Raw genomic sequence first — 24,504 nt, 5'->3', positions numbered from 1 at the left:
TCGGTACTCGTATGACCATCACAGCGCGAAACCTCGACGGATATGACACACCTGCCATCGAGTGGTCCCGTGTGCAGGATGTGCTCAGCACGCAGGTGACCCAAGCGCCGGGCACCGGCGGCCCCGACCGTCACACATGGTGGCTGACGACGATCAACAGCGACGGCAGCCCGCATGTCGCCGCGGTTGGGATCATCGTCGCCGGCGGGCATTGGTACTTCAGCTCCGGCCTGCGTACCCGCAAGTCCCGTAACCTGGCCCGCGACCCACGATGCGTGCTCAGCGTGGCCACTGAGCCCTTCGACCTCGTAGTCGAGGGATCGGCGACACGAGTGACTGACGCCGCCGAATTACGTTCTGTTGCTGAGGCATTCCAGCGTGACGGCTGGCCAGCCGACGTCGATGGCGATGCGCTGACCGCCGAGTACAGCGCGCCGTCTGCCGGTCCGCCCCCGTGGCACGTATACCAGGTGCAGCCGTCGACGGTGATGGCGCTGGGCACGTCCGAACCGGGCGGCGCGACCAAGTTTCTGCTTCAGCGGTAGCGCGCGCGCCAGCCGACCGCGTACGCCAGCACGCCGACCGCGAACACCGCGCCGACGCCGCCGGACACCACGAGAGGCAGACGGCCGTCCGCGCCCCACAGCAATCCCGCCCACAGACCGGCGAACAGCATCGCGAAGCCGCTCAGGCCCTGGAAAACGCCTTGGCCGCTGGACTGCAGTTCTGCCGGCAGCAGTTTGGATATCCATGCCTTGCCGACACCGTCATAGCAGGCGGTGAACACGCCGTAGACAACGACGAACATCCAGGCCATCACCGGATCTGTGGTCAGCCCGAGACCGAGGTAACCGACGCCGAAGAACACCAGACCGACACCGAAAACGGTTGCCGGGCCGAACCTGTCGGCGAGCAACCCGGCCGGGTAACTCGCCACGGCATACACCGCGTTGTATCCGACGTATGCGAACACCACTGGGGCGACCCCGAAGCCAATCTCGTTGAGCCGCAACAGCAAAAGCGCGTCCGGGAAGTTTACCAACGTGAATGTCACAAGGGCGGCAACTATCCGCCAGTACCGGCCCGGCAGCCGGCGGACTCCCGCGAACACCGACGGCCGCGAGGTGGCGCTGCGCACCCGTTCGCGTGCCCAGAACACCAGCACCACGCTCAGCACGCCAGGAATGACCGCGAGGTACAGCACCGGTGCGATCTGGTGGTCGAACAACTCGTAGGCGGCCAGGCCCAGAAGCGGCCCGATGACCGCGCCCGCGGTGTCCATCGCGCGGTGGAAGCCGAACACCCGGCCGCGGGCAGCGGGTTCGACGTCCTGGACCAACAGCGCGTCGCGTGGGGCACCGCGCAGACCCTTCCCCAGCCGGTCGACCACCCGACCAACCAGCACGCCCTGCCAGGCGCCCGCCGCCGCGACGATCAGCTTGCCCAACGCAGCCATCCCGTAACCGGTGGCGATCAGCGGCCGCCGAGCGTACTTGTCTCCTAGCGGCCCGGCCGCGAGCTTCGTCAGCGACGCGGCGCCCTCCGCGGCGCCTTCGATCGCACCGACCACCGCGGGCGGAGCGCCCAGCACGGTGGTCAGGTAGATCGGCAACAGCGGGTAGAGGAACTCACTGGCGGTGTCCTGCAGCAGCGACACCCATGACAGCACCCGCACGTTGTGTGTGAGCCACGATCGCCGCGTCAGGTCGGTCACGGGTACGAGTCTTCCGTATGGACGGCGGCCCTAACGACGGCGTTCGGCCAGTGCCCGCAGGAAGAACGTCAGGTTCGCGGGCCGCTCGGCCAGCCGCCGCACGAGGTATCCGTACCACTGTGAACCGAACGGCACGTACACGCGCACCTGGTTGCCCGCGTCGGCGAGGCGACGTTGTTCAGGCGCGCGGATCCCGTAGAGCATCTGGTATTCGAAATCGCTTATCTCCCGACCGGTTTCGCGGGCCATATCGCCGGCAGCCGCGATCAATATGGGATCGTGTGAAGCGACCATCGGGTATCCAGATCCGGCCATCAACACTTTCAGGCACCGCAAGTAGCTGTCGGTCACATCGTCGCCGTCCCGGTAGGCAACGACGTCAGGCTCGTCATAAGCGCCCTTGCACAACCGGATTCGCGCACCCGACGCGGCAAATTCCTGGCAGTCGGCGAACGTGCGCTTCAGGTACGCCTGCAGAACTGTACCGAGCCAGTCGAATTCGGAGCGCAGCTCACGGACGATGGCCAATGTCGAATCGGTGGTGGTGTGGTCCTCGGCGTCCACCGTGACCCAGGCGCCCGCCCGCTGCGCGGCGGTGCACACCGTGTGCGCATTGTCCAGAGCGATCCGCTGGCCGTCGCGCGGTAGCGCCTGCCCGAGCGCCGACAGCTTCAGCGAGACCTCCAGGGGATGCACGCCATCAGCGCGCGCGTCCGGCCTGCGGCCCAACGCGTCGAGCAGCTTGAGGTACGCGTCGACGGTGGCGTTCGCGGTGTCGGTGTCGGTGACGTCCTCGCCAAGGTAGTCGATCGACACCATCAGTCCCGAATCACGAAGCGCCGCTATGGCATTCATCGCATCGTCAAGCGACTCGCCTGGAACGAACCGCTGCACGACGCGCCGCGTCAGGGGCAGCCGCTCGGCGGTGCGCCGCAGCCGCTGCGACCGGCTCGCCGCCAGGATCATCGGGCGGGCCGTCGCGGCGAACACGCCCGCCATCGTCAGCTCTCCATGTGCGGATAGGTGTGGCCGGTGGGCGGTACGAAGTTCTCCTTGATCGACCGGGCCGACGTCCAGCGCAACAGGTTCAGCGCCGAGCCAGCCTTGTCGTTGGTACCCGACGCACGCGCACCGCCGAACGGCTGCTGCCCTACGACCGCTCCCGTGGGCTTGTCGTTGACATAAAAGTTGCCTGCGGCAAACCGCAGGTGCTCGGCGGCGGCCAGCACGGCCGCGCGGTCGTCGGCGATCACCGCGCCGGTCAGCGCGTACTTGGCCCCTCGGTCCACGACACCGAGCACGTCGGAGAAGGCGTCATCGGGGTAGACATGCACGGCGAGGATCGGACCGAAATACTCGGTGGAGAACGCGTCGTCGGTCGGATCGTCGGACAGTAGCACCGTCGGGCGGACGAAATAGCCTTCGCTGTCGTCGTATTCGCCACCGACCGCGACTGTCACACCGGCTACGTCCTTGGCACGCTCGATGGCAGCGACGTTCTTCGCGAACGCCTTCGCATCGATCAGCGCCCCGCCGAAATTCGACAGGTCGGTCACATCGCCGTACGTCAATTCGGCGGTGGCCTCGAGGAGGTCGTTGCCCATCTTTTGCCACACCGAGCGCGGGATGAACGCCCGCGACGCCGCCGAACACTTCTGCCCCTGGTAGTCGAACGCACCGCGGATCAGCGCCGTGCGCAGCACGTCGGGTTGCGCGGACGCGTGCGCCACCACGAAGTCCTTGCCGCCGGTCTCGCCGACCAGCCGCGGATAGGTGTCGTAACGTTCGACGTTGCTGCCGACCTCGCGCCACAGATGTTGGAACGTGGCCGTCGACCCGGTGAAGTGGATGCCGGCCAGCCGCGGGTCGGCGAGCAGCACCTCCGACACCGCGTACCCATCGCCGGCCAGAAGGTTGATCACTCCGGGCGGCAATCCGGCCGACTCGAGGAGCTGCATGGTCAGATACGCCGAAAACGTCTGCGTGATCGATGGTTTCCACACCACGGTGTTGCCCATCAGCGCAGGCGCGGTCGGCAAGTTGGCGGCGATCGCAGTGAAATTGAACGGTGTGACGGCGTAGACGAACCCCTCCAGCGGCCGGTAGTCGGTGCGGTTCCAGACGCCTCGGGAGCTGATCGGCTGTTGCGCGAGGATCTGGCGGGCGAATGCGACGTTGAACCGCCAGAAGTCGACAAGCTCGCACGGCGCGTCGATCTCGGCCTGGTAGGCGGTCTTGGATTGACCGAGCATCGTTGCGGCAGCGATCTTCTCGCGCCATGGGCCGGCCAGCAGATCCGCTGCGCGAAGGAAAACGGCGGCCCGCTCGTCGAACGGCATTGCCTCCCATTGCGCTTTCGCTTCCAGCGCGGCCTCCATCGCGGCGACCGCGTCGGCATGCGTGGCGTTGCGCAGTGTGCCCAGCCTCGCGGAATGTCGGTGCGGCTGTACTACGTCGACGGGCTTGCCGCTGCCCATGCGGTGCGCGCCGCCGATGACGTGCGGAAGGTCGATCGGATCTAGCACCAGCTGTTCCAGCACGGACACCAGGCGCGCGCGCTCAGGGCTTCCCGGCGCGTAGTCGTGAACCGGCTCGTTGGCCGGCATCGGGACGTCGGTGATTGCATCCATGCAGTTCAGGGTCCCCCCGCCTGGGAGTGTTGTCGAGTCGGCACGCTAGGGACGAAACCGGCAGACGTGACCGGAACCACTCAAATGACCGACCGAACCGCGTTTCGCTGTACCTCGTGCGGGAAGCCTTCCAACCGAGGTGCCAAATGGCACCCTGGCGACTCGGAAATTTCTTCCGGGGCAGACCAAAGTCGCGAAGAAGGGGATAGCAATGGGAACGAAATCGGGCCCGCAGGAAGCCATCGAAAGCTTCGTCGAGGAGACCAAGGGCAAGATCAAGGAAATCATCGGCATCATCTTTGATCGTGACGGCCTGAAGAAAGAGGGCCAGTCGCAGCAGGACAAGGCCAAGTCGCTACGCAATGCGGTGAAGAAGGAAGTTCAGGCCGACAGCGCACGCGCCGCGGCCAAGGCCAGTGAGGCTCGCGAGAAGGCACACCAGAACTAAGCACGAGGCCAAAACGCCTCTCGTGAGATGATCTGGGTCCCGGCCTTAAGCGGCCGGGACCCAGACTTTTCGTTGCCCAAGCCCCGGAGACGCCTACGCCCTCGACCAAAAGCACTCCATGAGGGCGCGATGCGGACACTGCGTTAAGGGCGGCCCTACCCGGTAAGCCTCGTCACCGCGGCGGCGATCCGCTCATCCGTCGCGGTCAGTGCAATCCGCACGTGGCGACGTCCCGTCGGCCCGTAGAACTCCCCTGGCGCAACGAGAATGCCGAGCTGCGCGCACCACGCGACGGTATCGCGGCATTCTTCGCCGCACGTCGCCCACAGGTAGAGCCCCGCCTCGGAATGGTCGATGGTGAATCCCGCCGCGCGCACCGCGGGCAGCAGGACGTCGCGGCGACGGGCGTAACGGTCCCGTTGCTCGCGCTCGTGCGCATCGTCGGTCAGCGCCGCGACCATCGCCGCCTGCACCGGCGTCGGCACCATCATCCCGGCGTGCTTGCGCACCGCCAGCAGCTCGGCCACGACGTCCGGATCACCTGCGACGAAGCCGGCGCGGTAACCGGCCAGCGAACTGGTCTTCGACAGTGAGTGCGCGGCCAGCAGCCCGGTGTGGTCGCCGCTGGTCACAGCGGGATCGAGCAGTGAGACCGGCCGCGTGTCCCAGCCGAGGCCGAGGTAGCACTCGTCGGACACCACCAGCGCACCGCGCTCACGGGCCCAATCTGCGACCTTGCGCAGATGATCCTCCCCCAGCACCCGGCCGGTCGGGTTGCTCGGCGAGTTCAGGTAGACGAGCGCGGGGTGCGCAGGCCCCAGCTGCGTCAGAGAATCGGCGAGAACCACCTGCGCACCCGCGAGCCGTGCCCCGACTTCGTAGGTGGGATATGCCAATTCGGGAACGACCACGATGTCGTCGCCACCCAGGCCCAGCAGCGTCGGCAACCAGGCGATCAACTCCTTGGTGCCGATCACCGGCAGGACCGCGTCGGGCGACAGATCGCTCACCCCGTAGCGCCGGGCCAGCGCGTCGACGGCCGCTTCCCGCAGTGCCGGTGTCCCGGCAGTCGTCGGGTAGCCGGGGGAAGCGCTGGCCGCGGCGAGCGCCTCGCGTATCACCGGCGCCACCGGATCAACCGGTGTCCCGACGGACAGGTCCACGATGCCGTCGGGATGCGCACGTGCCAGCTCGGATGCCTCGGCGAGGGTGTCCCAGGGGAACACCGGCAGCGAGGCCGACCGGGGGCGGCCGATCAGGTTAGGCGCTTTCACCCTGGGGTGGCAGGTCCTTGACCGATTGCGGATCGTGTTCTTTCATACCCACTTTCGATGCACCACCGGGCGAGCCCAGCTCTGCGAAGAAGTCGGCGTTGATCTGCGTGTAGGCCTCCCACTGTGGGGGCACGTCGTCCTCGTAGTAGATGGCCTCGACCGGACACACCGGCTCGCAGGCGCCGCAGTCGACGCACTCGTCGGGATGGATGTACAGCATCCGGGCGCCCTCGTAGATGCAGTCAACGGGGCACTCTTCGATGCATGCCTTGTCCTTGATGTCGACGCAAGGCTCGGCGATCGTGTATGTCACGAAGGTCTCCTCAGATCTCCCAGTCCATCCGGCTATGCCTCGTAGGCCCTACCGCTAGCGTATGTGTTACGTGATACTAGCCGTCGCACATATTAATGCCCGCATCGGTGGGTTGATACGCTGCCCCGCGTGGCGCCGCCATCCGCGGAGTTCTCCCCGATGGAATTTTCACTGCCGATCGTGCCCCGCTACGCCGAGGTAGACCAACAGGGCGTCGTCTTCAACGCGCACTACCTGACGTGGTTCGACGAGGCATTCACCGCGTTCCTCGACCACCGCGGCGTGAGCTATCCGGACATGGTCGTGTCCGGCTTGGACGTTCAGGTTGTCCGCTCCGAGATCGACTTCAAAGCTCCGGTGCGGTGGCGTGACGCGGTGCGGGTGGCGGTGACGTGCGAGCACCTCGGCACAACCAGTTTCGCCGTGGCGTTCACGGTGCTGCGCCGTGGGCACGACGACGACGAAGCCGTGACGGTGCGCGGCCGCAGCACCTACGTCGTCGTGTCGACGTCCGACTGGACCAAGCGGCCGATCCCGGCGGCTCTGCGCGCGGCTCTCGGGTAGCCGAAGCCGCATCTGAAACTGTTGGCGCCGTTGGCATCTGGACGCCCTGACGCTACCCGACGCACGACAAAGACTGCGGCGCAACGGCATTGCGCCGCAGTCTGTGCCGCGTCGTCGTTAGGGAATGGTCAGGACCTGGCCGGGGTGGATCAGATCCGGATTGTTGATCCCGCTGGCGGAGGCGATCCGCTGGTACTGGCTCCCATCGCCGTAAAAGCGCTCCGAGATCGCCCACAGCGTGTCACCGGACACCACGGTGTACGTGCGTGGCTCGGGCGCAGGCGGCGGCGGGGGCGGGGGCGGCGGCGCCTCGGGCTCGGGCGCGGGGGCTTCTGCTGCTGCCTGCTCGACTGGGGCGGCCTCAGGCTCGGGTGCAGGAGGCGGCGGATCGCTGGTCTCGGTCGCCGACGCCCAGGCGGCGGCCTCGTTCGAGTACAAGACGAGATTCCTGTCGTCCTGCAGCACCAGCCTCGTGTTGGGCTTTTTGTCAGTGTTGGTCTCCCACACCGCCGCTCCGGAGCTGCTGTACAGCACGAAGTTGCCGTCGGTCTGCAAGTCGGCCCGCTCTACATCCTTGCCGTCCGTGCCGGTGGCCCACAGGGCTTGGCCCCAGACGCCGAGCACCAGATTGCCGTCATCCTGCAACGTGAGCGTGTATGCGCCGTTGTTTGAGGTGATCGAGTCACCCTTGTGTAGTTGCTGGCCGGGGTTGAGCGTGTCTGTCACGTTCGCGCATCCTCCTCGTGTAACCCTTTAGCCCCCGCGGGGCGAGCCTACTCGCGGGATGTCAGCTCGGGAATACCTTCGCTCGCCGCGATCGGAACATCGCGCGAACCGCTGCTGAACACGGACGAACATGGATTGCGACGCAACGGCATTCGGCCGCCACTCAGTCGCCTCTCCGCCGGTGGTCAGGCTTCGGCCACGCAGCGCTTACGCCGCCAGCGGCATGTAGGTGGTGGTGCGCTGCCGCGCCGGCCTGCCGATCCCGGCTGCGATCTCAACCAACTCGGCGACGGTCTTGGCGGAGCCGTACTCGCTGCCCGCCATCCGCGAGATCGTCTCCTCCATCAGCGTGCCGCCGAGGTCGTTCGCACCACCGTTGAGCATCACCTGCGTGCGCTCGACGCCGAGTTTGACCCAGCTGGTCTGGATGTGAGAGATCCTGCCGTGCAGCATGATCCGCGCCAACGCATGAACAGCGCGGTTATCCCGGTGGGTGGGGCCAGGGCGGGCACCGCCGGCCAGGTACAGCGGCGAGCTCTGGTGCACGAACGGCAGCGGGACGAACTCCGTGAACCCGCCGGTGCGGTCTTGGATGTCCCGCAAGACCCGCAGATGCCCGATCCAGTGCTTCGGCTGGTCGACGTGGCCGTACATCATTGTCGAGCTCGACCTCAACCCGACCTCGTGGGCGGTGGTCACCGCGTCGATCCACGCCGATGTCGGCAGTTTGCCCTTGGTGAGGACCCACCGCACCTCGTCGTCGAGAATCTCGGCGGCGGTACCCGGGATCGTATCCAGTCCGGCCTCCCGCAGCCCGATCAGCCAATCACGCACGCTGAGACCGCTTTTCGCTGCCCCGTTGACGATCTCCATCGGGCTGAACGCATGGACGTGCATGCTGGGGACGCGGGCCTTGACCGCGCGTACCAAGTCGGCGTAGCCGGTGGCGGGCAACTCGGGGTCGATGCCGCCCTGCATGCACACCTCCGTGGCACCGTCTTGGTAGGCCTCCCAGGCGCGCTGGCCGACCTCCTCGTAGGACAGCGTGTAGGCATCGGCGTCGCCCTTGCGTTGCGCGAAGGCACAGAACCGGCATCCGGTGTAGCAGATGTTGGTGAAGTTGATGTTGCGGTTCACCACGAACGTCACGTCGTCGCCGACGACGTCGCGACGCAAGGAATTAGCCAGCGCGGCAACGGCATCCAGTGCCGGGCCGTCGGCCGTGGCCAGTGCCAGGTACTCCGCGTCGCTGCAGCCGGCGGGATCGCGCTCGGCGCTGCGCAGCGCGGTCAGAACGTCGGAGTCGACCCGTTCGGGGGCACTCGCGGCCAGTTCGGCCACCTTCTCGCGCACCGATTCCCAGTCTCCGAACGCGCTACCGAGGTCGCTGCGCGTCGCGGTCAGTCTTCCCTCGCTGTCGATCGCGGCATTCAGGTCGACGCGGCCGGTGGACTCCCAGGCCTCGTCGGGTTCCTGCCACGGCAAGCCGGCGGGGTTGACGTCGAGGGCGTAGCCGGTGTCTGGATCTGCCAACGCGACAACGTGTCCCCGCACGCGCGGATCGATCCACGCCGTGCCGGCCAGCACGTAGGCAGGGTGTGCGGTCAGGCGCTGAACCAGGTCGAAGCCCGCGTCGGCGGTGATGGCGGTCAGCTCATCGATCGCAGGCCACGGACGCTCGGGGTTGACGTGATCGGGGGTTAGCGGCGACACCCCGCCCCAGTCGTCGAGTCCGGCGCCGATCAGCGCGTGGCACTCGCTGCGCGACACCAGGTTCGGCGGCGCCTGGATTCGCATCTTGGGACCCAGCACCAGCCGCGAGACGGCCACGGTGGCGACGAAGTCGTCGATGTCGGCATCCGGGACCGACCGCATCGCGGTGGCCGGCTTCGCGCGGAAATTCTGCACGATCACTTCTTGGACGTGCCCGAACTCCTTGTGCGACTTGCGGATCGCGTGCAGCGTCTGCGCGCGTTCGGTCAACGTCTCGCCGATTCCCACCAACAGCCCGGTGGTGAACGGGATCGACAGCCGCCCCGCGTCGGTCAAGGTGCGCAGCCGCACCTCCGGGTCTTTGTCGGGACTGCCGTAGTGCGCGAGGCCTTTCGTCTCGAACAGCCGCCGCGACGTGGTTTCCAGCATCATCCCCATCGACGGCGCCACCGGCTTCAGCCGCGACAGCTCAGACCAGGTCATCACCCCCGGATTGAGATGCGGCAGCAGCCCGGTTTCCTCCAGCACCCGGATCGCCATCGCTCGGACGTAGTCCAGCGTGGAGTCGTACCCGCGCTCGTCAAGCCACCGCCGCGCCTCGGGCCACCGCGCCTCAGGACGGTCGCCGAGAGTGAAAAGCGCTTCCTTACAACCCAATTCGGCGCCACGGCGAGCAACATCGATGATCTCGTCAGGCTCCATGTACATCCCGAGGCCCGCACTGCGCAGCTTGCCAGGGACCTGGACGAACGTGCAGTAGTGGCACTGGTCGCGACACAGATGCGTGACCGGGATGAAGACCTTGCGCGAATAGCTGATAGGCAAGCGCCCCGACCCTCCGACACGCCCGGCCGCCTTCAGGCCCGCGTCGCGCACCCGCGCGGCCGACTCACACAGCTCGACGAGGTCGTCGCCGCGCGCGGTCATGGCGATCGCAGCTTCGTCGACGTTGAGCGCCACCCCGTCACGCGCGCGCCGCAGCACCCGCCTCAGCGCAGCGGGGCTTGGCGCAGGTGGCACCACGGGCGTGGGCAGCAGGACATCGTTGCCGGGGGTCAACTCCACCCTCGTGTAACTCCCGGGTGAAGTGGAATCATCCTGCGCGTCTCAGTATGTGAAACCTCGGCGCCTGCCATGCGTGTCAGCGTAGACCTCGGGCCTCATCGGTTGGCTGCCACCATGCGCTGCATCGGGGCGCTTCGCGCAACCGGCTCAATCATCGTCTCCGCGCCAGCACCACGACCGGCGGGATTATTCCGAGGACCAGCAACACCAGCACGCTGACCTGATCGAATCCCGGGCCACCGAACAGCATGTCGTCGAAGACGGCGCCGAACGGCCGCGCCAGCAGCCCGCCCTCGCCCCACGCCATCATCACCGCCACGGTCAGCAACCAGGTCCACAGCGCCGTTGCCGCCAACCGGCCCGAATCGGTCCACTGCAAGCCCACCCAGACAAGGAGCGCGTTCAGCAGCCCGCTGAGCAATGCACTGACAGGAAACGGCGTGGAGCCGACGTAGGTCTGGACGAAAAACGCGCCCAGGATCGCAGAGATCACGCCGTCCACGGCAAGCAAGACGAAGATGACGACGCGCAGCCCGGAGTCCACCGGCCGGGCGTCGGTGCGGGATGAAGAGCTCAGGTCGGGATGCTGTCGAGCACGCTGGCTACCGAGCCGATCACCCACTGAAGGCTGTCGGCGTGCCACTGCCAGTACTCGAGCTGCGGATCGTTATCCGGGTCCATTGCAGTCCCTCCCATGTGCCGCGGCGAAGCATCGTCTCTTGACTACTCACGAGCACGATAACGCGACTGGCTAACCAACTGCCAGACCTGCAAGCAGGTCAGTTTCCCAACCCCTCTCACTGCGCGGGCCGGGTGTGCCCGCTGCCAGCGCGTAATACTCCTTACCCGCGATCGGCAGCGCCATCCTGTTGGACAGCGCGCATGCGTGCCCGTCGGGTGCGACGGTGACCTGAGTGGCATGGGCCGCCAGCGCGGCCGCCTTGGCGGACACATAGGCCGACGCGTCGACGACGGCGTCGATCTTATCGTCGGAAAAGCCGAAATTGATGGCGTCCGGCTCGGGCCGGAACCAGCCCTCGGGCAGGTTTCTCAGATCCGAAAGCGCCTGTGCGACAGCAGAAGTTGACAACACTGTCCAATAAAACTTTGGTACCTGCCAGTCGGATGCGCTCATCGCGGCGGTGGTGACAGCGTTGGCCTGACGGTGGTCCGGGTGTCCGTACCCCCCGCCCGGGTCGTACGTGACCACGACGTGCGGGCGGAAGCTGTCGACGATCGTGGCCAGTTCGCGGACGGCGTCCTCCCCTGCGTCGGCGAATCGCGCGTGGCCCCGCGGCGCAGTGCCGTCCATCCCGGAGTCGCGCCACCGGCCGGGGCCGCCGAGGAACCTCGGCTCGCCGGCGCCGAGGATCGCGAGTGCCTTGGTCAACTCGGAGATCCGGTAGCCGCCGAGCTGATCGGCATGACCGACCGCTAACAGCGCGTAGGTGTCGCCGATGACCTCGCCTTCCTCGCCGAGTGTGCAGGTGACCACCCGCACGTCTGCCCCGCGGTCGGCGTAGTACGCGATCGTCGCGCCCGTGCTCAGCGACTCGTCGTCAGGATGCGCGTGCACGAAGAGAAGTCGAGGCGCCTCTGCTCGTCCCGTTGTCATTGGGGCGTCTTCACCCAGCGGCCGGCGTCCGCGACGATCCCCACCGGCACCGCGCCGGACAGCTTCACGTTGTCGACATGCGGCCCGGCGGCGACGATCGTGGTGTCCTGCAGGATCGGCAGCACCGTCGCGGCCTCCCACAACTTCGGCTCCACGGCGTCGATCACTTCGGCGACCGGCACAAAGCCCTGCAGAGCCGCGTCAATGCGCGGCTGAATCGCAGGATCGCAGATACCGGTCAGGTTGCTCGGCACCTCAGCCGGGGCGCCCGGCCCGGATGTCGGGACGATCGTCGTGGAGGTGCTGGGGGTGGTGGACGGAGGCGGAGGTGCGGCCGGCGGCAACCCGGCGCAGCCGTAGCGCGACGCCATCTCCGAGGCCAGATCGCCGCCCGCGCGGTGCCACCCGACCACGGCATCCACCTGGTTGTGCGGTATCGCGTCGCCGAAGAGCAGCACCGGGTCGAGGGCCGACACCGACGCCGCGATCCCGACGTTGCGCAGCTGGTCTGCTGCGGTATTGGCCACCGCGACCGCGGTCGGGTCATTGGCCGCCGCGCCGATAACCATCGTCAGTGCGACGCCGTCCTTGGTCACCCGTCCGCGCGTGGTCTCCGTCGGCGGCGGGGGTTCGGTGGTATTCGGCGGCGTGGGGACCGGCGCCGTGGTGGCGGTTGGGTCGATCACGTAACCGGCCTGGGTGAGCAGCGCCAGCGCGGCGCTCGTCGTCATGGCCGGTGGGGCGGTGGGCACGTAGCCGGGGTCCGACGGTGAGCGCACCTGGGCCTGGGCGAGGCTGACGGTGTTGTCGCTGCCGGCGCCCACCGCCGCCAGCAGGTCCACGTTGAGCAATCCGAGGATCGCCTTGCGCACCCGCACGTCGGCAAGCTTGGGCTGGATGGCCCTCAGCGACAGCTGCATGGTCCGCGGCGTCATGATCCGCGCCGTGCGAACATCCGGGATCGCGGACAGCTGAGCGAACGCGGCCGCGCCGCCGTGCACCTGCGCCACCTGGGTGTCACCGTTGCGGATCGAGTCGGCCAGCGCCGCCGTTTCGCCCGCCCGCCGCATCAGGATCCGATCGGGCAGGGCAGGCACCGCCCAGTACCGGTCGTTGCGGGCCAGCATGATCTCGTCGCGCTGCGGGTCGATGTTGTCGACGCGGAACTGTCCGCCCGACACCGACATCGTCCGCGCCAGCCCTGCGGTAAACCCGCCCGGGGCGTCCTTGACGATGTGCGCGGGCAGGATGTCGGTGAACAGCTCGCGCCAGGCCGGATAGGGCGCTGAGAAGGTCACCGCCGCCTGTTTGCCGCCTTCGATCGACTGCACCGAGGAGATCAAGTTGTATCCCGCCGGGTCGACGACGCCGGGCTGGGTGACCATCTGCCGCCACAGGTACCAGAAGTCGTCGGCGCCGATGGGGGCGTTGTCGGTCCACGACGCCTCCGGCCGGATTTGGTAGGTGACGGTGAACGGGCTGGTGTTGGTCACCGTCGCGGACACCAGCAGCGTGGAGTCCATCTCCCAGCGCGAGCCCGTCGGCGTCGTCGGATCAGGGACCGGACGAAACGCGCTGGGCAGCACCAGCGCCGCCACCGCGGCGTTGACCGGCGACTGATCCGACAGCAGGTGCGGGTTGAATCCGGGGCCGATCGAGTCGATGCCCATGATGATCTGAAATGCGCGTGGAGGCGGCGCCGGAGGGCTCTGCGGGGGGTCAGTGCTTTGCGGAGCGGGCGGCGGTTTCACCGTGCAGGCGGATAGAACCACCAAGACAGCGGCCAACACGGCGGTGCGGCGATGAGCTGCTTGCGCGAAGAGCAAGAGACGGCGGCCCGCGCGTCGGCAAACTCCCGGTTGACGGCGTGTCGGCACGCCATCAGGGTAGCGGCAGAAAAGTCTTACTATCCGCCGTTGGTCTTCGCGCAAGCGCTCATCCGCGCTCCGCCTTGGCCCGCGCCTTGCTCCGGGCGCGCGTCGTCGCGTCCAGCTCGACCTTGCGCACGCGGATCGCCTCGGGGGTCACCTCCACGCACTCGTCGACGGCGCAGAACTCCATCGCCTTCTCGAGGTCGAGGTCGAGCGGTTTGGCCAGCGTCTCGATCACATCCGCCGTCGAGCTGCGCATGTTGGTCAGCTTCTTCTCCCGTGTGACGTTGATATCGAGGTCCTCGGCGCGCGGATTGATCCCGACGACCTGTCCCTCATAGGTGTCCTCGCCCGGTTCGACAAAGAACTGCCCTCGGTCGGCCAGCTGGATCAGCGCGAACGGCGTGATGGTCCCGGACCGGTCCGAGACCAGTGAGCCGCTGTGCCTGGCCCGAATCTCCCCTGCCCACGGCCGATAACCCTCGAACACGGCGTTGGCGATGCCGGTCCCGCGGGTCTCGGTCAGGAAGTCGGTGCGAAAGCCGATCAGACCGCGGCTGGGCACGATGAAATCCATCCGGACCCAGCCCGCGGCATGGTTGGCCATCTCTTCCATGCGGCCCTTGCGCGCGGCCATCAGCTGGGTGATCGCACCGACGAACTCCTCGGGACAGTCGATGGTGAGCGCCTCGAACGGCTCATGAACCTGACCGTCGATCGTGCGGGTGACCACCTGCGGCTTGCCGACGGTCAGCTCGAAGCCTTCGCGGCGCATGGTTTCCACCAAAACCGCCAGCGCCAGCTCACCGCGCCCCTGCACCTCCCAGGCATCGGGCCGGTCGATGTCGACGACCTTGATGGAGACATTGCCGACGAGCTCGGTGTCCAGCCGCGACTTCACCATCCGGGCAGTCAACTTGTGGCCGGACACCCTGCCCGCCAACGGTGACGTGTTGGTGCCGACCGTGACGGAGATCGCAGGTTCGTCGACGGTGATCCGGGCAAGCGCGTGCGCGTGGTCGGGATCGGCGAGCGTGTCGCCGATCATGATGTCCGGCAACCCGGCGACGGCGACGATGTCGCCTGCGACGGCCTCGTCGGTGGACGTGCGCTCGACACCCTCGGTGACGAGCAGTTCGGTGATCTTGGCGTTCGTGATGACCGGATGACCGTCGACCTCCCGCATCCAGGCCACCTGATGACCCTTACGGATGCGGCCCTTGTAGATGCGGATGAGTGCGAGCCGACCGAGGAACGCCGACGCGTCGAGGTTGGTCACCAGAGCCTGCAACGGGGCCTCGGGATCGCCCTGGGGCGGTGGGATGTGCTCGAGCAGCACGTCGAACAGCGGGTCGAGGTTCTCCCCCTCGGGATTCTCTCCGTTGGCGGGCTCGGTCGTGCTCGCGATACCCGCCCGGCCGGACGCGTAAAGCGTCGGCAACCCGAGCGCGTCCTCGGCGGCCTTCTGAGCCTCGTCGTCGAGGTCGGAGGCGACATCGAGCAGCAGGTCGTGGCTTTCGGAGACGACCTCGGCGATGCGGGCGTCGGGCCGGTCTGTCTTGTTGACGACGAGGATCACCGGCAGATGCGCCCCCAATGCCTTGCGCAGCACAAAGCGGGTCTGCGGCAGCGGCCCTTCGGACGCGTCGACCAGCAGCAGCACGCCATCGACCATGGACAGTCCGCGCTCGACCTCGCCGCCGAAGTCGGCGTGCCCGGGGGTGTCGATCACGTTGATCACGGTCACACTGCCGTCGGCGTTATGCCGGTGCACCGCAGTGTTTTTCGCCAGGATCGTGATGCCCTTCTCACGTTCCAGGTCGCCGCTGTCCATCAGCCGGTCGATGGCGTCGTCGCCGCGGTGCGTCAGGGCCCCGGACTGGCGCAGCATCGCGTCGACCAGCGTCGTCTTGCCGTGGTCGACGTGCGCGACGATGGCGACGTTACGGAAGTTCACGGCGCAGATTGTCGCAGCGCTACGGGCAGATCGTGAAAACGCGCGGTCAAGCTCGGCATAAGTCTTCGCGTGACGTAGGCCTAGTACGCGATCGTCGGCGACCCTAAGGTGGGTGGCCAATCGTGAAGCCCAGCAAAATACTGACCGCCACTCCTAAGAAGAAGTGTTGCCGCAGCAAGCCACGATGCAAGCGCTGCCCCGTCGTCATCTCCTCGCTGCGCAAGGCCCATGCTGCCGGCGCGCGCGGCGGCGAACTGAAGGATGTCTACAAACGAGTCCGGCACAAATGAAGTAGGGGCTGACTGGGAGAACCCGGTGAGAAAGTTGTGTGTTACCTGCGTAATACCTGAATCGAACAGTTGCACAGTCGCCGATAACCGGCGACTGTCTTAAGATCCACGTTGTAGAAAACAGACAACGGATTGAGCAGCCAGTCTTAGTGCGATGGAACCGCATCATGAATCGAGGATTTCGGATGACCCAGAAATTTCTACTTGCTCTGGCCCTTACCGCCATCTCCGCCGCTGTCGTTCTGATCGTCTCGATCTTCCCGAGCGCTGAATCCCGCAGCGACCCAGCGCCGCCGTGCTCTGTGCGCAGCGCCCAAAGCAACGCGCCGTCGGCGAAGGCCACCGCGTTTGCGGGCGGCGATGCCCAGTCCACGTCGGTCGCCCCGCTGCCGCCGGCAGCCGCCACCTGCTGATCTCGCCCACGGGTACGACAACAGCACCAGCACGCGGCCGTCGTCGGAGGGTTCGGGGAAGTCGTGGGCACTCCGGCCGCTAAGGGCTTTCGCGACGGCTGGCGGTGCTAGCCAGCGCGGCCGCGAGCCCCGGCAGCCACGCCCGGTCCGCGGGCACCCAGTCCAACTGCTCGAATTCGGTTGGCGCGACCCAGCGCAACGCGCGGTGGTCGTGCGGGACGGGGCGGCGATCGCACGTCTGGGTGACGAGGTAAGCGCGCAGCGTCATCGCGTCAGACAGTGCGACGTCGGCGCCCAGTCGCGACCCGACCGTCACGTCGACGCCAAGTTCTTCGGCGAGTTCTCTTGCGAGCGCTGCCTTTTCGGACTCCTCAGGCCCGACCTTGCCGCCAGGCAACTCCCACTGGCCGGCAAGCTCGGGAGGACGGGCACGCTGCGCGACCAGGACTCTGCCTGCCGCGATCAATGCGCCGGCGACAACGACGATTTTGTCCCCCGTCGCTTCGCTCTGCCCCCTGGGATCGTCCCCCGGCACGTCGATCAGCCGGCGATCGCCGTGAGCAGTGCGGTCCCGATCTTCTCCCAGACCGCTTTCGGGTCCGAGCCCTTCAGCACCTCGATGGTGAGGACCGCGATGCCACGGTCGCGGCCGAAGTAGGACCCGAAAGAACCCGGCGTCGGCGCGAACGAGCTCGACTCCTCGACGGGCAGCCCGGTGGATGCGGAGAATTTCTCGGCGAGTTCGCGTGCCGGGCCGTCGAAGTTGATGAACTGGCGGCCGTCCCACGAGTGGGCGACGATGGCGAGGGCGGGGTTGATGCGGTCGACGGTCTCTTTCACCGCGCGAGACTCGGGCTGGCTCAACGGTTCTCCGCCGTTGGCCGGATTTGTCGAGTCAAAGTTCTTCGCCGGGAAGTTCCGGTTGACATCGACACCGTTGGCATTGGTGCGCGTGCGGGCCGCCCGTCCGTCGGGGTTGGCATCCTCGATAATCGTCAGGGTGACGGTGTCGGCCAGGCCGGCGTCGGCGAACGCGGCTGGGAGCTGGTCGGTCGTATAGGCGCCCTCGGCTTCGTCGCCGTGGATGCCACCGATGAACAGCACGTTGCGCGGGCCGTGGCCGAACGTCCGCGCCCGGATCGGCAGTCCCTTCACCGACGTGCCGACCGTCTGCCAGCCGTCGCTGCCGGTCGGTGTCTGCGTCGCATTCGGCGTCGCCGCCGGCGTTGTGGGAGTTACAGGGGAACTCGCGGCGTTCGGCGTCGACCCGCTGCACCCGGACGCGGCGACCGACGCCGTCAGGCCAAGCACCAGGGCGACCGCGCAGCGCACCGGTCGTCTCACGGGCACTTCGGAATCCCAGATCCGTTGACTTTCAGGAACACTTCATTGATATAGATTCCCTTGGGACTATCGATGTAGTCGCCCTTGGCGTTGTAGGCGCCCTTGTCGAGCTGGTACCAAGTGTTGCTCGTGTCGTGGCCTTTGTTCTTCATATAGCCTCCGATCTTCGAGCAGATCAGCGTCACGCGCGTGTTGTCACGGAAGAGGAACTGCTTTAGCTTCTCGGCATTCTCTTGGGGGATCTTGCGCGGGTAGACGCCCACGGGGTCCTCGTCGTCGACATCCACGACGGTGGCAGCGAATGTCTTGGTGCCATTGGTCGTGTCACCGGTGGTCCCTCCGGTCGTCGTTCCGGTCGTCTGAGGCCCGCCGTTCTCGTTCCAAAGAAACAACACCAACGCCGCGACGGCCAACACGATGATGACGACGCTGACCCACACGACCGACCGGATTCCGACGCCTTGCCGAATCCGCTGCATCTGCCAGCTCGAGCGATTCCAGACCGGCACCTTGGGCGCACTGACGGGCGGATAGGGGTCCGGTGGCGCAGGGACAACAGGGGGTCGACGGAATTCGCGCGGCGGCGCGGCCGGAACCGCCGAAACCATCTGCGGGCTCGGCATCCGCTTGGTGGGTGGTGGGGGTGCAGGTGTTGCCGGGCGCGCAGATACCGGTTCGGCGAGCGCGCGGGCGAACTTGCTGCAGCTCTCGAAACGGTCGCGTGGATCCTTGGCCAACGCCACACTCAGCACGCGGTCGAGCGCGGCGAGGTCGGGCCGTGTCCGTCCCAGCGCCGGCGGTCGTGTGTTGAGGTGGTGGTTGATCAGGACGGCGGGGTTGGAATCCGGGAACAGAGGTGAACCCGTCAAGAGGTGGTAGGCGGTGGCGGCCAGAGCGTACTGATCGGCCCGGCCGTCGATGGCCTTGCCCGTCAGTTGTTCGGGTGCCGTGTACCCGACGGTTCCGACCGTCAGGTTCGTGCCGGTCAATCCGCTGACGTCGTCAAGTGCTCGGGCAATGCCGAAGTCAGTCAACAGTATTCGGCGCGCGTCCTCATCATCGACATCGGCGAGGAGGATGTTTGCGGGTTTGACGTCGCGGTGCAGCAGGCCCTTCTTGTGTGCGTAGTCGAGTGCCGACGCGACATCGGTGATGATGTCGTTCACCAGAACCCGGGGCATGCCGGTCCGGTATCGGCGGTGCAGCAGCCGCCCGGCGTCGGGACCGTCGACGTAGTCCATCGCGATCCACAGTTGTCCCTGATACTCGCCACGGTCGTTCACCCCGACGATGTGGGGATGTGACAACGTCGACGTGATGTCGGCTTCCCGAAGAAACCGCTCGCGGAACTCGAGGTCAGCCGATACGTTGCTGCCCAACAACTTCAACGCTTCTTGTCGTGGCAGCCGCGGGTGATCAGCGAGGTAGACCTCCCCCATTCCACCGGTTCCCAAAAGCCGCACGATCGTGTAGCCCGCGAAAGTCTGTCCAGCCTCCAGCGGCATCCCCGGATCGTACTGGAGACATGCAGTCACCTGTCAGAAAACCGAACCGGCGAGCCCTCGACCGCTATTCAGCAGAGGGAGATGCCCGGATCCTGGCCTTGCAGGTACACACCGTTGACGTAAGCGCCGTTGGCGAGCCGGTACCAGACGCTGCTCGTGCCGTACCCGGTGTTCGTCATGGTGTCGCCGGATGTCTGACAGACCAGCGTCACAGTGGTCGCGTCCAACAGAGGGTCGGGGACCAGTTTCGGAGCGTCTCGGTAGGGGCCGGTGCGCTGCTTCACGCCGCAGGACCCGCCCTCGTCACAGGTGCCCACGAGGACGGCCGTCGAGGTGATTGGTGGCGGCGGTGCGGGAGTGAACGATTGCGACGATGGAGTGAAGACGGTGGGAGGAGCGGCCGTGCGCGCCGGGGCGCTGCGGGTGGACGGCGGCAGTTGCGCTCGCGACAGCGTCGGTTCGCTGGCGACTGCCGAGGACGACGTCGACGACCCGGACGACCCTTTGTCCTGGGTGAGAAGGAAGACGACTGTCCCGACGATGATCGCGACGATGGCTATCCCGGCAGCCCACAGCACCGGCGCGTGCCGGCTGCCAGGTTTCGGGGGCGCACCTGGCCCCGGGCTGCTCCAGTACTGAGGCGCGGGCCCTGGGCTGGGCGGCAGATCAGGGCGCGGCGGCGGGGCAGATGCAGCGGCGTCGGGGATCGGCGAGATGATTTGGTTGACGGATGCGGGCATGGTTGATACCTGCGCGGCCAGCGCGTTGGCGAAGTCGACGCAGCTCGCGAACCGATAGTTCGGGTTGTTGGCCAATGCCACCACGAGCACGCGGTCCAGTGCGGCCAGGTCCGGCCGTATCTTCGCCACGGCAGGAGGCTCCGGCGCGGGAACGGAGTCGGTGTTAGGCGGGGTCCCGGTAAGAAGGTGGTACGCGGTGGCGGCCAGCGAGTACTGGTCGGCGCGGGCGTCGGCGTTCCCGCCTGTCAGCTGCTCTGGCGCAGCGTAGCCCGGAGGGCCTGCGGTGTGGGCAACGCCGAAGTCGGTCAACGCGATTCGGCGTTGCGTCGTGTTCGCCACATTGGCGAGCAGGATGTTGGCGGGTGTGACGCCGCGGTGTACCAGCCCCTTCTCGTGTGCGGAGTCCAACGCAGACGCGACCGCGGTGACGATCGCTGAGACGAGGTCCAGCGGCATGCCGCCGGGATACTGCTGGGCCAACAGACTTCCGGCGTCCTGGCCGGCGAACGTCGATTCCACCCCCTGCATGCCCGGATCGTACCGGGCGACGATGAGCTACCTGGGAGTCATCCGAACGACCCGATGCGCAAGTACGGTGGACGTCATGGCCGTGCTCTCTGACGAAGAAGTGGACACCGCGCTCTCCGGGCTTACCGACTGGGAACGCGTCGACAACGCCCTGCGCCGCTCAGTGAAGTTTCCCGCGTTCCTCGACGGTATCGAGGCGGTGCGGCGCGTCGCTGAACGCGCTGAAGCCGCCGACCATCATCCAGACATTGATATCCGTTGGCGCACAGTAACTTTCGTTCTATCGACGCATTCCGAAGGCGGGATCACCCCGAAGGACCTCGAGCTGGCGAAAGAGATCGACGGGATAGTCGGCTCGTAACGACGCTCCGTGTTCTATGGGCGATGATTGTCGCTGGACATGGTTTCGTTGGCCGCCAATTCCTTTGGCGCACCGGCACTCGATGAGTTGGACTTCCGCCCTAACACCACGATGTACACCAGCGTTGCCAGCGTCGCCAGCACATAGAACGCGCCGGCCCAGCCATACCAATGCCCGCTGTCGCCTGCCCTGTCCGCCGCGAAAAGGATCAACCAGGGCACGCCGACCGTCACCACCACCGTCCAGGCCACCCCGATGGCACGGGTGCGGTCACGCCACGGCCCGTGCACCAGCCAGATGATCAGCGGCAGCACCCACACCCAGTGGTGAGACCAGCTGATCGGGGATATCAGCAATCCGAACAGCATCACGACCAATATCTGGCCGAGTGCGTCCTGGCGGTCGAGTGCGAGCCACGCCAGCAGCGCCAAGATGGCCGCGACCACAACCGCGCCGACAAGCAGCGGTCCGTTTCCCACATCACGCCCGGCGAAATATCCGAGCATGCCGCGCAAGGATTGGTTCGCCAGCCCCCCCGGAGCGCCGATCCGGTTAGGGTCGCCGATGAGATGGGTGAAGTAGTACCTGCCCTGCTCCCCGAGCACGATTACCGAGAGCGCGATCGTCGCGCCGAGCACCACCACCGAGAACACCGCCGCGGCCCACCGCCGGGCGCCAAGGAAGTACAGCTCGCTCACGATGGGCGTCAACTTCATACTCGCGGCCCAACCGACGAAGAGCCCCGATACCCACCACCGACGGCTGTGCACCGCCCAGAGCACCGCGAGCATCAGCAGCGCGTTGATCTGTCCGAGCTCGAAAATGTGTCGGACCGGCTCGAACCAGATCGCTATGGCCGTCCACGCCATGGCGATTCGCCAATCGGATCGCCCGACCATCTTCAGCGCCACCGCGGCAGAGGCGAAGAGTGCTGCGACGGTTCCAAGCTGCCAGCACAGGCCGACGAATCCGAAGGGCAGAAGGTGCAGCGGATAGAACATCAAGGCGGCGAAGGGCGGGTAGGTGAACTCCAGCGAGATCGGCGGCACTGCCGGGCGGTAGACGCATGCGTAAAGACCCCCGCTGGGAATCTGGCCCGCGCAGTCGAGGTAAACGTGAAGGTCGATGAAGTTGCTGCCGTTGGGGCCGAGGTACGTCCACGCCAGCCGCGCACCGACACTCAGCGCCAGCAGCAGAGGCGCGAGGGTGGCCAACCGGTCACGCGAGCGCGCCGGGGAAGCAGTGGTGATAGCGATCCGCCTGACTGTCGTGCCAAAGCTCTGGAACTGTCCGCCCGACTCTAGCGACCGCCGTGCCGCGGCCTGCCGGTCACCGAAGCCAATCACCTCAGTAACGGTTCCATAAATCACACACGTGTCACTTGAGTCACTCCAGTACCACGTTACGTTCGGGAACATGCCCGCTGCAAAGAGGAACCCGCGCCCGTCACGAGCCCACAAATTCGTTGCGGGCGGTGCGGCGCTAGCGGTTACCTGTGCCGCCGGGCTCGCCACGGCAGGCACCAGCTCGGCCGACCCGCCCGCACAGCCCATACCGATCGACGTTGCGCAAGCGCCGGGGCTGCCGGCGATGGAGCAGCTGAGCCCCGTGCTGCAGCAGGCCGCCAGCAATCCGCAGAACGCCGCGTCGATGCTGATGGCCGCAGCCTCGGCGTTCGCGGGCAATTCGTCGGTGCCCGCCGATTCCAGACAGGTCGCGACGTCGGTCAACCAGTTCGTGCAGGGTCCGGGCGGGCCCGGTCAGCCGCCGGCCACGCCTGGTCAGCAGAACGAGTCGCTGATTCCGTCCGCGCAGGTCACCATGCCCGGCGCGATACCCGGCGTTCCGCTTCCCCTGCCGCACAACCTGAGCGTGCCGGCCGATCTCAACAAATTGCTGCCACCGGGGTTGCAACTGCCGAGCCCTGACGCGGCGGTGCCGGGCGCGACGCCGCCTGGGCCCAAACCATCAGGGCCGCTGGCGAATTCGGCAAGCCCGACGGGGCCGGCCATTCAGCAGTCGGCGGCGAACGCTCCCCCGCGGATCGTGCCGCACCTGCCACCGCCGGGTGTGACCCCGGGCGAGGACCCGCACTTGCCCACCGGGATCGATCCCGCCAATGCCGTCGGGCCGGCACCCGGGGACGCACCCGCACCGGCACCCGCTGCCGTGCCCGACTCCAGCCCGCTGGCCGCGCCTGCGCCCCCGGCTCCCGCACCGGACGCCGCTCCTGGAGCCGGGGCGCCCGCGTCACCTGCACCCGAGGCATCGCCGCCGGCCCCGGCACCCGCGCCGAGCCCCCCTGCGCCCGCTCCGTCCGCGGCTCCGGCGTTCGGCCCTGATTCGCCACCGACGCAGGAGTTCATGTACCCGTCCATCGGCAACGCGTGCCTGGCCGACGGGGGCAACGTCATCGCCACCGCCATCTCGGTGGCGGGCCCGGCGTCGATTCCCAAGCCCGGGCCGCTCGCAGGTCAGACCGCGTACGTCTTCACCGCGATCGGCACACCCGGGCCCGCGGCCGAGCAGAGGCTGCCGCTGAATGTGACGTGGGTGAACCTGACCAACGGCAAGTCCGGCAGCGCGACACTGAAGCCGAGCCCGGAGATCAACCCGGACGGCCCCACGACGCTGATCGCGATCGCCGACACGGGGTCGGGCAGCATCATGTCGACGATCTTCGGTCAGGTGACGACGGTCGACAAGCAGTGCACGTTCATGCCGACGATCGGCTCGACCGTCGTCCCGTAGCCCGTCGCCTATTGCCGCGAGCGAGCGTGTCTGCAGCCGACACGCCGACACAATGTCAGCGAACGCGCACGCTCGCGGAACGGGCAGCGATGGTCAGTAGGCCATGAAAAGGATGGCGTCCCGGTCGTATTCGCGGCCGGGGTGCGACTCCGAGAGGTGCGCCTGGGCCTTCTCGACCAGGTCGTCCTCGTCCGAGCCAGTGATCGCCTCGCCGCACGGACAGTTCAGGTGTGTCTTCATGCCTTCACGATGGCACACCGACGTGGGTTCGGTGCAGGAGTTTGACGCCCTCTGTTAAGTCTTCTTGGCGGCCTTCATCTGCTTCTTGTAGCTCCGCACCTTCTCGAGCGAGCCGGCGTCGACGATGTCGGCGACCGACACGTGCGTGCCCGCCTTGCCGTACTCCCCGGCAGCGGCTCGCCAGCCCTTGGGCGTCACCCCGTACTGCTTGCCCAGCAGCGCCAGGAAGATTCGCGCCTTCTGCTCCCCGAAGCCCGGCAGCCCCTTCAGCCGGCGCAGCACCTCCGCGCCGTCGGGAGCGCCGTCGGTCCACACCGCCGCCGCATTCCCGTCGTAGTGGTCGACGATTTCGCGGGCCAGTGCCTGGATCCGTTTGGCCATCGATCCCGGAAACCGGTGAACCGCAGGCCGTTCGGCACACAGCGCGGCGAACTTCTCCGGG

The 24,504-nt window shown here is 67.0% G+C and carries 24 protein-coding genes; 6 read left to right on the top strand and 18 right to left on the bottom strand.

Going from position 1 to position 24,504, the window contains the following annotated elements; genetic code table 11:
* Positions 1-11 precede the first annotated feature (11 nt).
* On the top strand, positions 12-545 hold the full coding sequence (locus tag QOH60_RS12120; RefSeq protein WP_526420526.1) for a pyridoxamine 5'-phosphate oxidase family protein: 534 nt from the start codon (positions 12-14) through the stop codon (positions 543-545).
* Here QOH60_RS12120 and QOH60_RS12115 read toward each other — a convergent pair.
* Genes QOH60_RS12115 through pruA form a run of 3 tightly spaced genes read right to left on the bottom strand, consistent with a single transcriptional unit; the run spans position 536 to position 4,344 of the window.
* Entirely contained in the window at positions 536-1,714 is a 1,179-nt protein-coding gene (locus QOH60_RS12115; RefSeq protein WP_526420524.1) for an MFS transporter, read from the bottom strand. The two genes, QOH60_RS12120 and QOH60_RS12115, sit on opposite strands and share 10 nt — an antisense overlap.
* Before the next feature lie 30 nt (positions 1,715-1,744).
* Positions 1,745-2,713, bottom strand: a complete 969-nt coding sequence (locus tag QOH60_RS12110) for a proline dehydrogenase family protein (protein ID WP_526420522.1) — start codon at positions 2,711-2,713, stop codon at positions 1,745-1,747.
* A gap of 2 nt (positions 2,714-2,715) precedes the next feature.
* Positions 2,716-4,344, bottom strand: coding sequence for an L-glutamate gamma-semialdehyde dehydrogenase (pruA, locus tag QOH60_RS12105; RefSeq protein ID WP_526420520.1), 1,629 nt, complete (start codon positions 4,342-4,344; stop codon positions 2,716-2,718).
* A gap of 211 nt (positions 4,345-4,555) precedes the next feature.
* Between pruA and mbp1 the strand changes: the two genes are divergently transcribed.
* Positions 4,556-4,792 carry a microaggregate-binding protein 1 gene (mbp1, locus tag QOH60_RS12100; protein ID WP_526420518.1) on the top strand — a complete coding sequence of 79 codons (237 nt, stop codon included), beginning with the start codon at positions 4,556-4,558 and terminating at the stop codon, positions 4,790-4,792.
* Positions 4,793-4,947: 155 nt separating this feature from the next.
* On the opposite strand, the gene dapC is transcribed toward mbp1, so the two are convergent.
* Both dapC and fdxA read right to left on the bottom strand, forming a co-directional pair.
* Complete coding sequence (dapC, locus tag QOH60_RS12095) at positions 4,948-6,048, bottom strand: succinyldiaminopimelate transaminase (protein WP_526420550.1); 1,101 nt, start codon at positions 6,046-6,048, stop codon at positions 4,948-4,950.
* 4 nt (positions 6,049-6,052) lie between these two features.
* On the bottom strand, positions 6,053-6,379 hold the full coding sequence (gene fdxA / locus QOH60_RS12090) for a ferredoxin (RefSeq protein WP_526420516.1): 327 nt from the start codon (positions 6,377-6,379) through the stop codon (positions 6,053-6,055).
* A gap of 159 nt (positions 6,380-6,538) precedes the next feature.
* Here fdxA and QOH60_RS12085 point away from each other — a divergent pair, with 159 nt between their 5' ends.
* Entirely contained in the window at positions 6,539-6,943 is a 405-nt protein-coding gene (locus QOH60_RS12085) for an acyl-CoA thioesterase (protein WP_526420548.1), read from the top strand.
* A 117-nt stretch (positions 6,944-7,060) separates the two neighbouring features.
* On the opposite strand, the gene QOH60_RS12080 is transcribed toward QOH60_RS12085, so the two are convergent.
* From QOH60_RS12080 to typA, 6 genes are all read right to left on the bottom strand, one after another.
* On the bottom strand, positions 7,061-7,669 hold the full coding sequence (locus tag QOH60_RS12080) for a LysM peptidoglycan-binding domain-containing protein (protein ID WP_526420514.1): 609 nt from the start codon (positions 7,667-7,669) through the stop codon (positions 7,061-7,063).
* Positions 7,670-7,876: 207 nt separating this feature from the next.
* Positions 7,877-10,447 carry a bifunctional FO biosynthesis protein CofGH gene (locus tag QOH60_RS12075; RefSeq protein ID WP_526420512.1) on the bottom strand — a complete coding sequence of 857 codons (2,571 nt, stop codon included), beginning with the start codon at positions 10,445-10,447 and terminating at the stop codon, positions 7,877-7,879.
* Between the two features lie 151 nt (positions 10,448-10,598).
* Positions 10,599-11,069 (bottom strand): hypothetical protein, encoded by a 471-nt coding sequence (locus QOH60_RS12070; RefSeq protein WP_526420510.1) that lies wholly within the window; start codon positions 11,067-11,069, stop codon positions 10,599-10,601.
* A gap of 129 nt (positions 11,070-11,198) precedes the next feature.
* Positions 11,199-12,062: an N-acetyl-1-D-myo-inositol-2-amino-2-deoxy-alpha-D-glucopyranoside deacetylase gene (gene mshB, locus QOH60_RS12065; RefSeq protein ID WP_526420508.1), complete on the bottom strand. Its 864-nt coding sequence runs from the start codon at positions 12,060-12,062 to the stop codon at positions 11,199-11,201.
* Positions 12,059-13,888, bottom strand: coding sequence for an ABC transporter family substrate-binding protein (locus QOH60_RS12060; RefSeq protein WP_526420546.1), 1,830 nt, complete (start codon positions 13,886-13,888; stop codon positions 12,059-12,061). The genes mshB and QOH60_RS12060 overlap by 4 nt, the downstream gene beginning before the upstream one ends.
* A 109-nt stretch (positions 13,889-13,997) precedes the next feature.
* Positions 13,998-15,890: a translational GTPase TypA gene (gene typA / locus QOH60_RS12055; protein WP_526420506.1), complete on the bottom strand. Its 1,893-nt coding sequence runs from the start codon at positions 15,888-15,890 to the stop codon at positions 13,998-14,000.
* A gap of 475 nt (positions 15,891-16,365) precedes the next feature.
* On the opposite strand from typA, the gene QOH60_RS12050 reads away from it, so the two are divergent.
* Positions 16,366-16,593: a hypothetical protein gene (locus tag QOH60_RS12050; protein ID WP_526420504.1), complete on the top strand. Its 228-nt coding sequence runs from the start codon at positions 16,366-16,368 to the stop codon at positions 16,591-16,593.
* 79 nt (positions 16,594-16,672) lie between these two features.
* Here QOH60_RS12050 and QOH60_RS12045 read toward each other — a convergent pair whose 3' ends face one another.
* The 4 genes from QOH60_RS12045 to QOH60_RS12030 form a co-directional block, all read right to left on the bottom strand.
* Entirely contained in the window at positions 16,673-17,128 is a 456-nt protein-coding gene (locus QOH60_RS12045; RefSeq protein WP_526420502.1) for a (deoxy)nucleoside triphosphate pyrophosphohydrolase, read from the bottom strand.
* Positions 17,129-17,133: 5 nt separating this feature from the next.
* Positions 17,134-17,943: a M14 family zinc carboxypeptidase gene (locus tag QOH60_RS12040; protein ID WP_526420500.1), complete on the bottom strand. Its 810-nt coding sequence runs from the start codon at positions 17,941-17,943 to the stop codon at positions 17,134-17,136.
* Positions 17,934-19,442 (bottom strand): serine/threonine-protein kinase, encoded by a 1,509-nt coding sequence (locus QOH60_RS12035; protein ID WP_526420498.1) that lies wholly within the window; start codon positions 19,440-19,442, stop codon positions 17,934-17,936. The genes QOH60_RS12040 and QOH60_RS12035 overlap by 10 nt, the downstream gene beginning before the upstream one ends.
* A 68-nt stretch (positions 19,443-19,510) precedes the next feature.
* On the bottom strand, positions 19,511-20,710 hold the full coding sequence (locus QOH60_RS12030) for a serine/threonine-protein kinase (RefSeq protein WP_526420496.1): 1,200 nt from the start codon (positions 20,708-20,710) through the stop codon (positions 19,511-19,513).
* A gap of 76 nt (positions 20,711-20,786) precedes the next feature.
* Here QOH60_RS12030 and QOH60_RS12025 point away from each other — a divergent pair, with 76 nt between their 5' ends.
* Complete coding sequence (locus QOH60_RS12025; protein WP_526420494.1) at positions 20,787-21,071, top strand: 4a-hydroxytetrahydrobiopterin dehydratase; 285 nt, start codon at positions 20,787-20,789, stop codon at positions 21,069-21,071.
* A 14-nt stretch (positions 21,072-21,085) separates the two neighbouring features.
* On the opposite strand, the gene QOH60_RS12020 is transcribed toward QOH60_RS12025, so the two are convergent.
* Positions 21,086-22,489, bottom strand: coding sequence for a mannosyltransferase (locus tag QOH60_RS12020; protein WP_526420492.1), 1,404 nt, complete (start codon positions 22,487-22,489; stop codon positions 21,086-21,088).
* A gap of 172 nt (positions 22,490-22,661) precedes the next feature.
* Between QOH60_RS12020 and QOH60_RS12015 the strand changes: the two genes are divergently transcribed.
* Entirely contained in the window at positions 22,662-23,822 is a 1,161-nt protein-coding gene (locus tag QOH60_RS12015) for an Rv1157c family protein (RefSeq protein ID WP_526420544.1), read from the top strand.
* A 93-nt stretch (positions 23,823-23,915) separates the two neighbouring features.
* On the opposite strand, the gene QOH60_RS12010 is transcribed toward QOH60_RS12015, so the two are convergent.
* Together QOH60_RS12010 and QOH60_RS12005 are read right to left on the bottom strand one after the other, a co-directional pair.
* A complete protein-coding gene (locus tag QOH60_RS12010) occupies positions 23,916-24,062 on the bottom strand; it encodes a DUF1059 domain-containing protein (RefSeq protein WP_526420490.1) in 147 nt (48 codons plus the stop codon).
* 54 nt (positions 24,063-24,116) lie between these two features.
* Positions 24,117-24,504 (bottom strand): HhH-GPD-type base excision DNA repair protein (locus QOH60_RS12005; RefSeq protein WP_526420488.1); only part of this gene is annotated, 388 nt, incomplete at its 5' end.

It is taken from the genome of Mycobacterium sp. (assembly GCF_032159765.1).
Lineage (GTDB): Bacteria > Actinomycetota > Actinomycetes > Mycobacteriales > Mycobacteriaceae > Mycobacterium.
This window is presented reverse-complemented; position numbering and strand designations above follow the sequence as displayed.

Bases quoted from the DNA above. Each gene is read 5' to 3' on its own strand.
- QOH60_RS12120 (WP_526420526.1), top strand. From the start codon at position 12: ATGACCATCACAGCGCGAAACCTCGACGGATATGACACACCTGCCATC.
- QOH60_RS12110 (WP_526420522.1), bottom strand. From the start codon at position 2,713: ATGGCGGGCGTGTTCGCCGCGACGGCCCGCCCGATGATCCTGGCGGCG.
- pruA (WP_526420520.1), bottom strand. From the start codon at position 4,344: ATGGATGCAATCACCGACGTCCCGATGCCGGCCAACGAGCCGGTTCAC.
- mbp1 (WP_526420518.1), top strand. From the start codon at position 4,556: ATGGGAACGAAATCGGGCCCGCAGGAAGCCATCGAAAGCTTCGTCGAG.
- QOH60_RS12085 (WP_526420548.1), top strand. From the start codon at position 6,539: ATGGAATTTTCACTGCCGATCGTGCCCCGCTACGCCGAGGTAGACCAA.
- mshB (WP_526420508.1), bottom strand. From the start codon at position 12,062: ATGACAACGGGACGAGCAGAGGCGCCTCGACTTCTCTTCGTGCACGCG.
- QOH60_RS12050 (WP_526420504.1), top strand. From the start codon at position 16,366: ATGACCCAGAAATTTCTACTTGCTCTGGCCCTTACCGCCATCTCCGCC.
- QOH60_RS12035 (WP_526420498.1), bottom strand. From the start codon at position 19,442: ATGCCGCTGGAGGCTGGACAGACTTTCGCGGGCTACACGATCGTGCGG.
- QOH60_RS12030 (WP_526420496.1), bottom strand. From the start codon at position 20,710: ATGCAGGGGGTGGAATCGACGTTCGCCGGCCAGGACGCCGGAAGTCTG.
- QOH60_RS12025 (WP_526420494.1), top strand. From the start codon at position 20,787: ATGGCCGTGCTCTCTGACGAAGAAGTGGACACCGCGCTCTCCGGGCTT.
- QOH60_RS12020 (WP_526420492.1), bottom strand. From the start codon at position 22,489: ATGTTCCCGAACGTAACGTGGTACTGGAGTGACTCAAGTGACACGTGT.
- QOH60_RS12015 (WP_526420544.1), top strand. From the start codon at position 22,662: ATGGAGCAGCTGAGCCCCGTGCTGCAGCAGGCCGCCAGCAATCCGCAG.
- QOH60_RS12010 (WP_526420490.1), bottom strand. From the start codon at position 24,062: ATGAAGACACACCTGAACTGTCCGTGCGGCGAGGCGATCACTGGCTCG.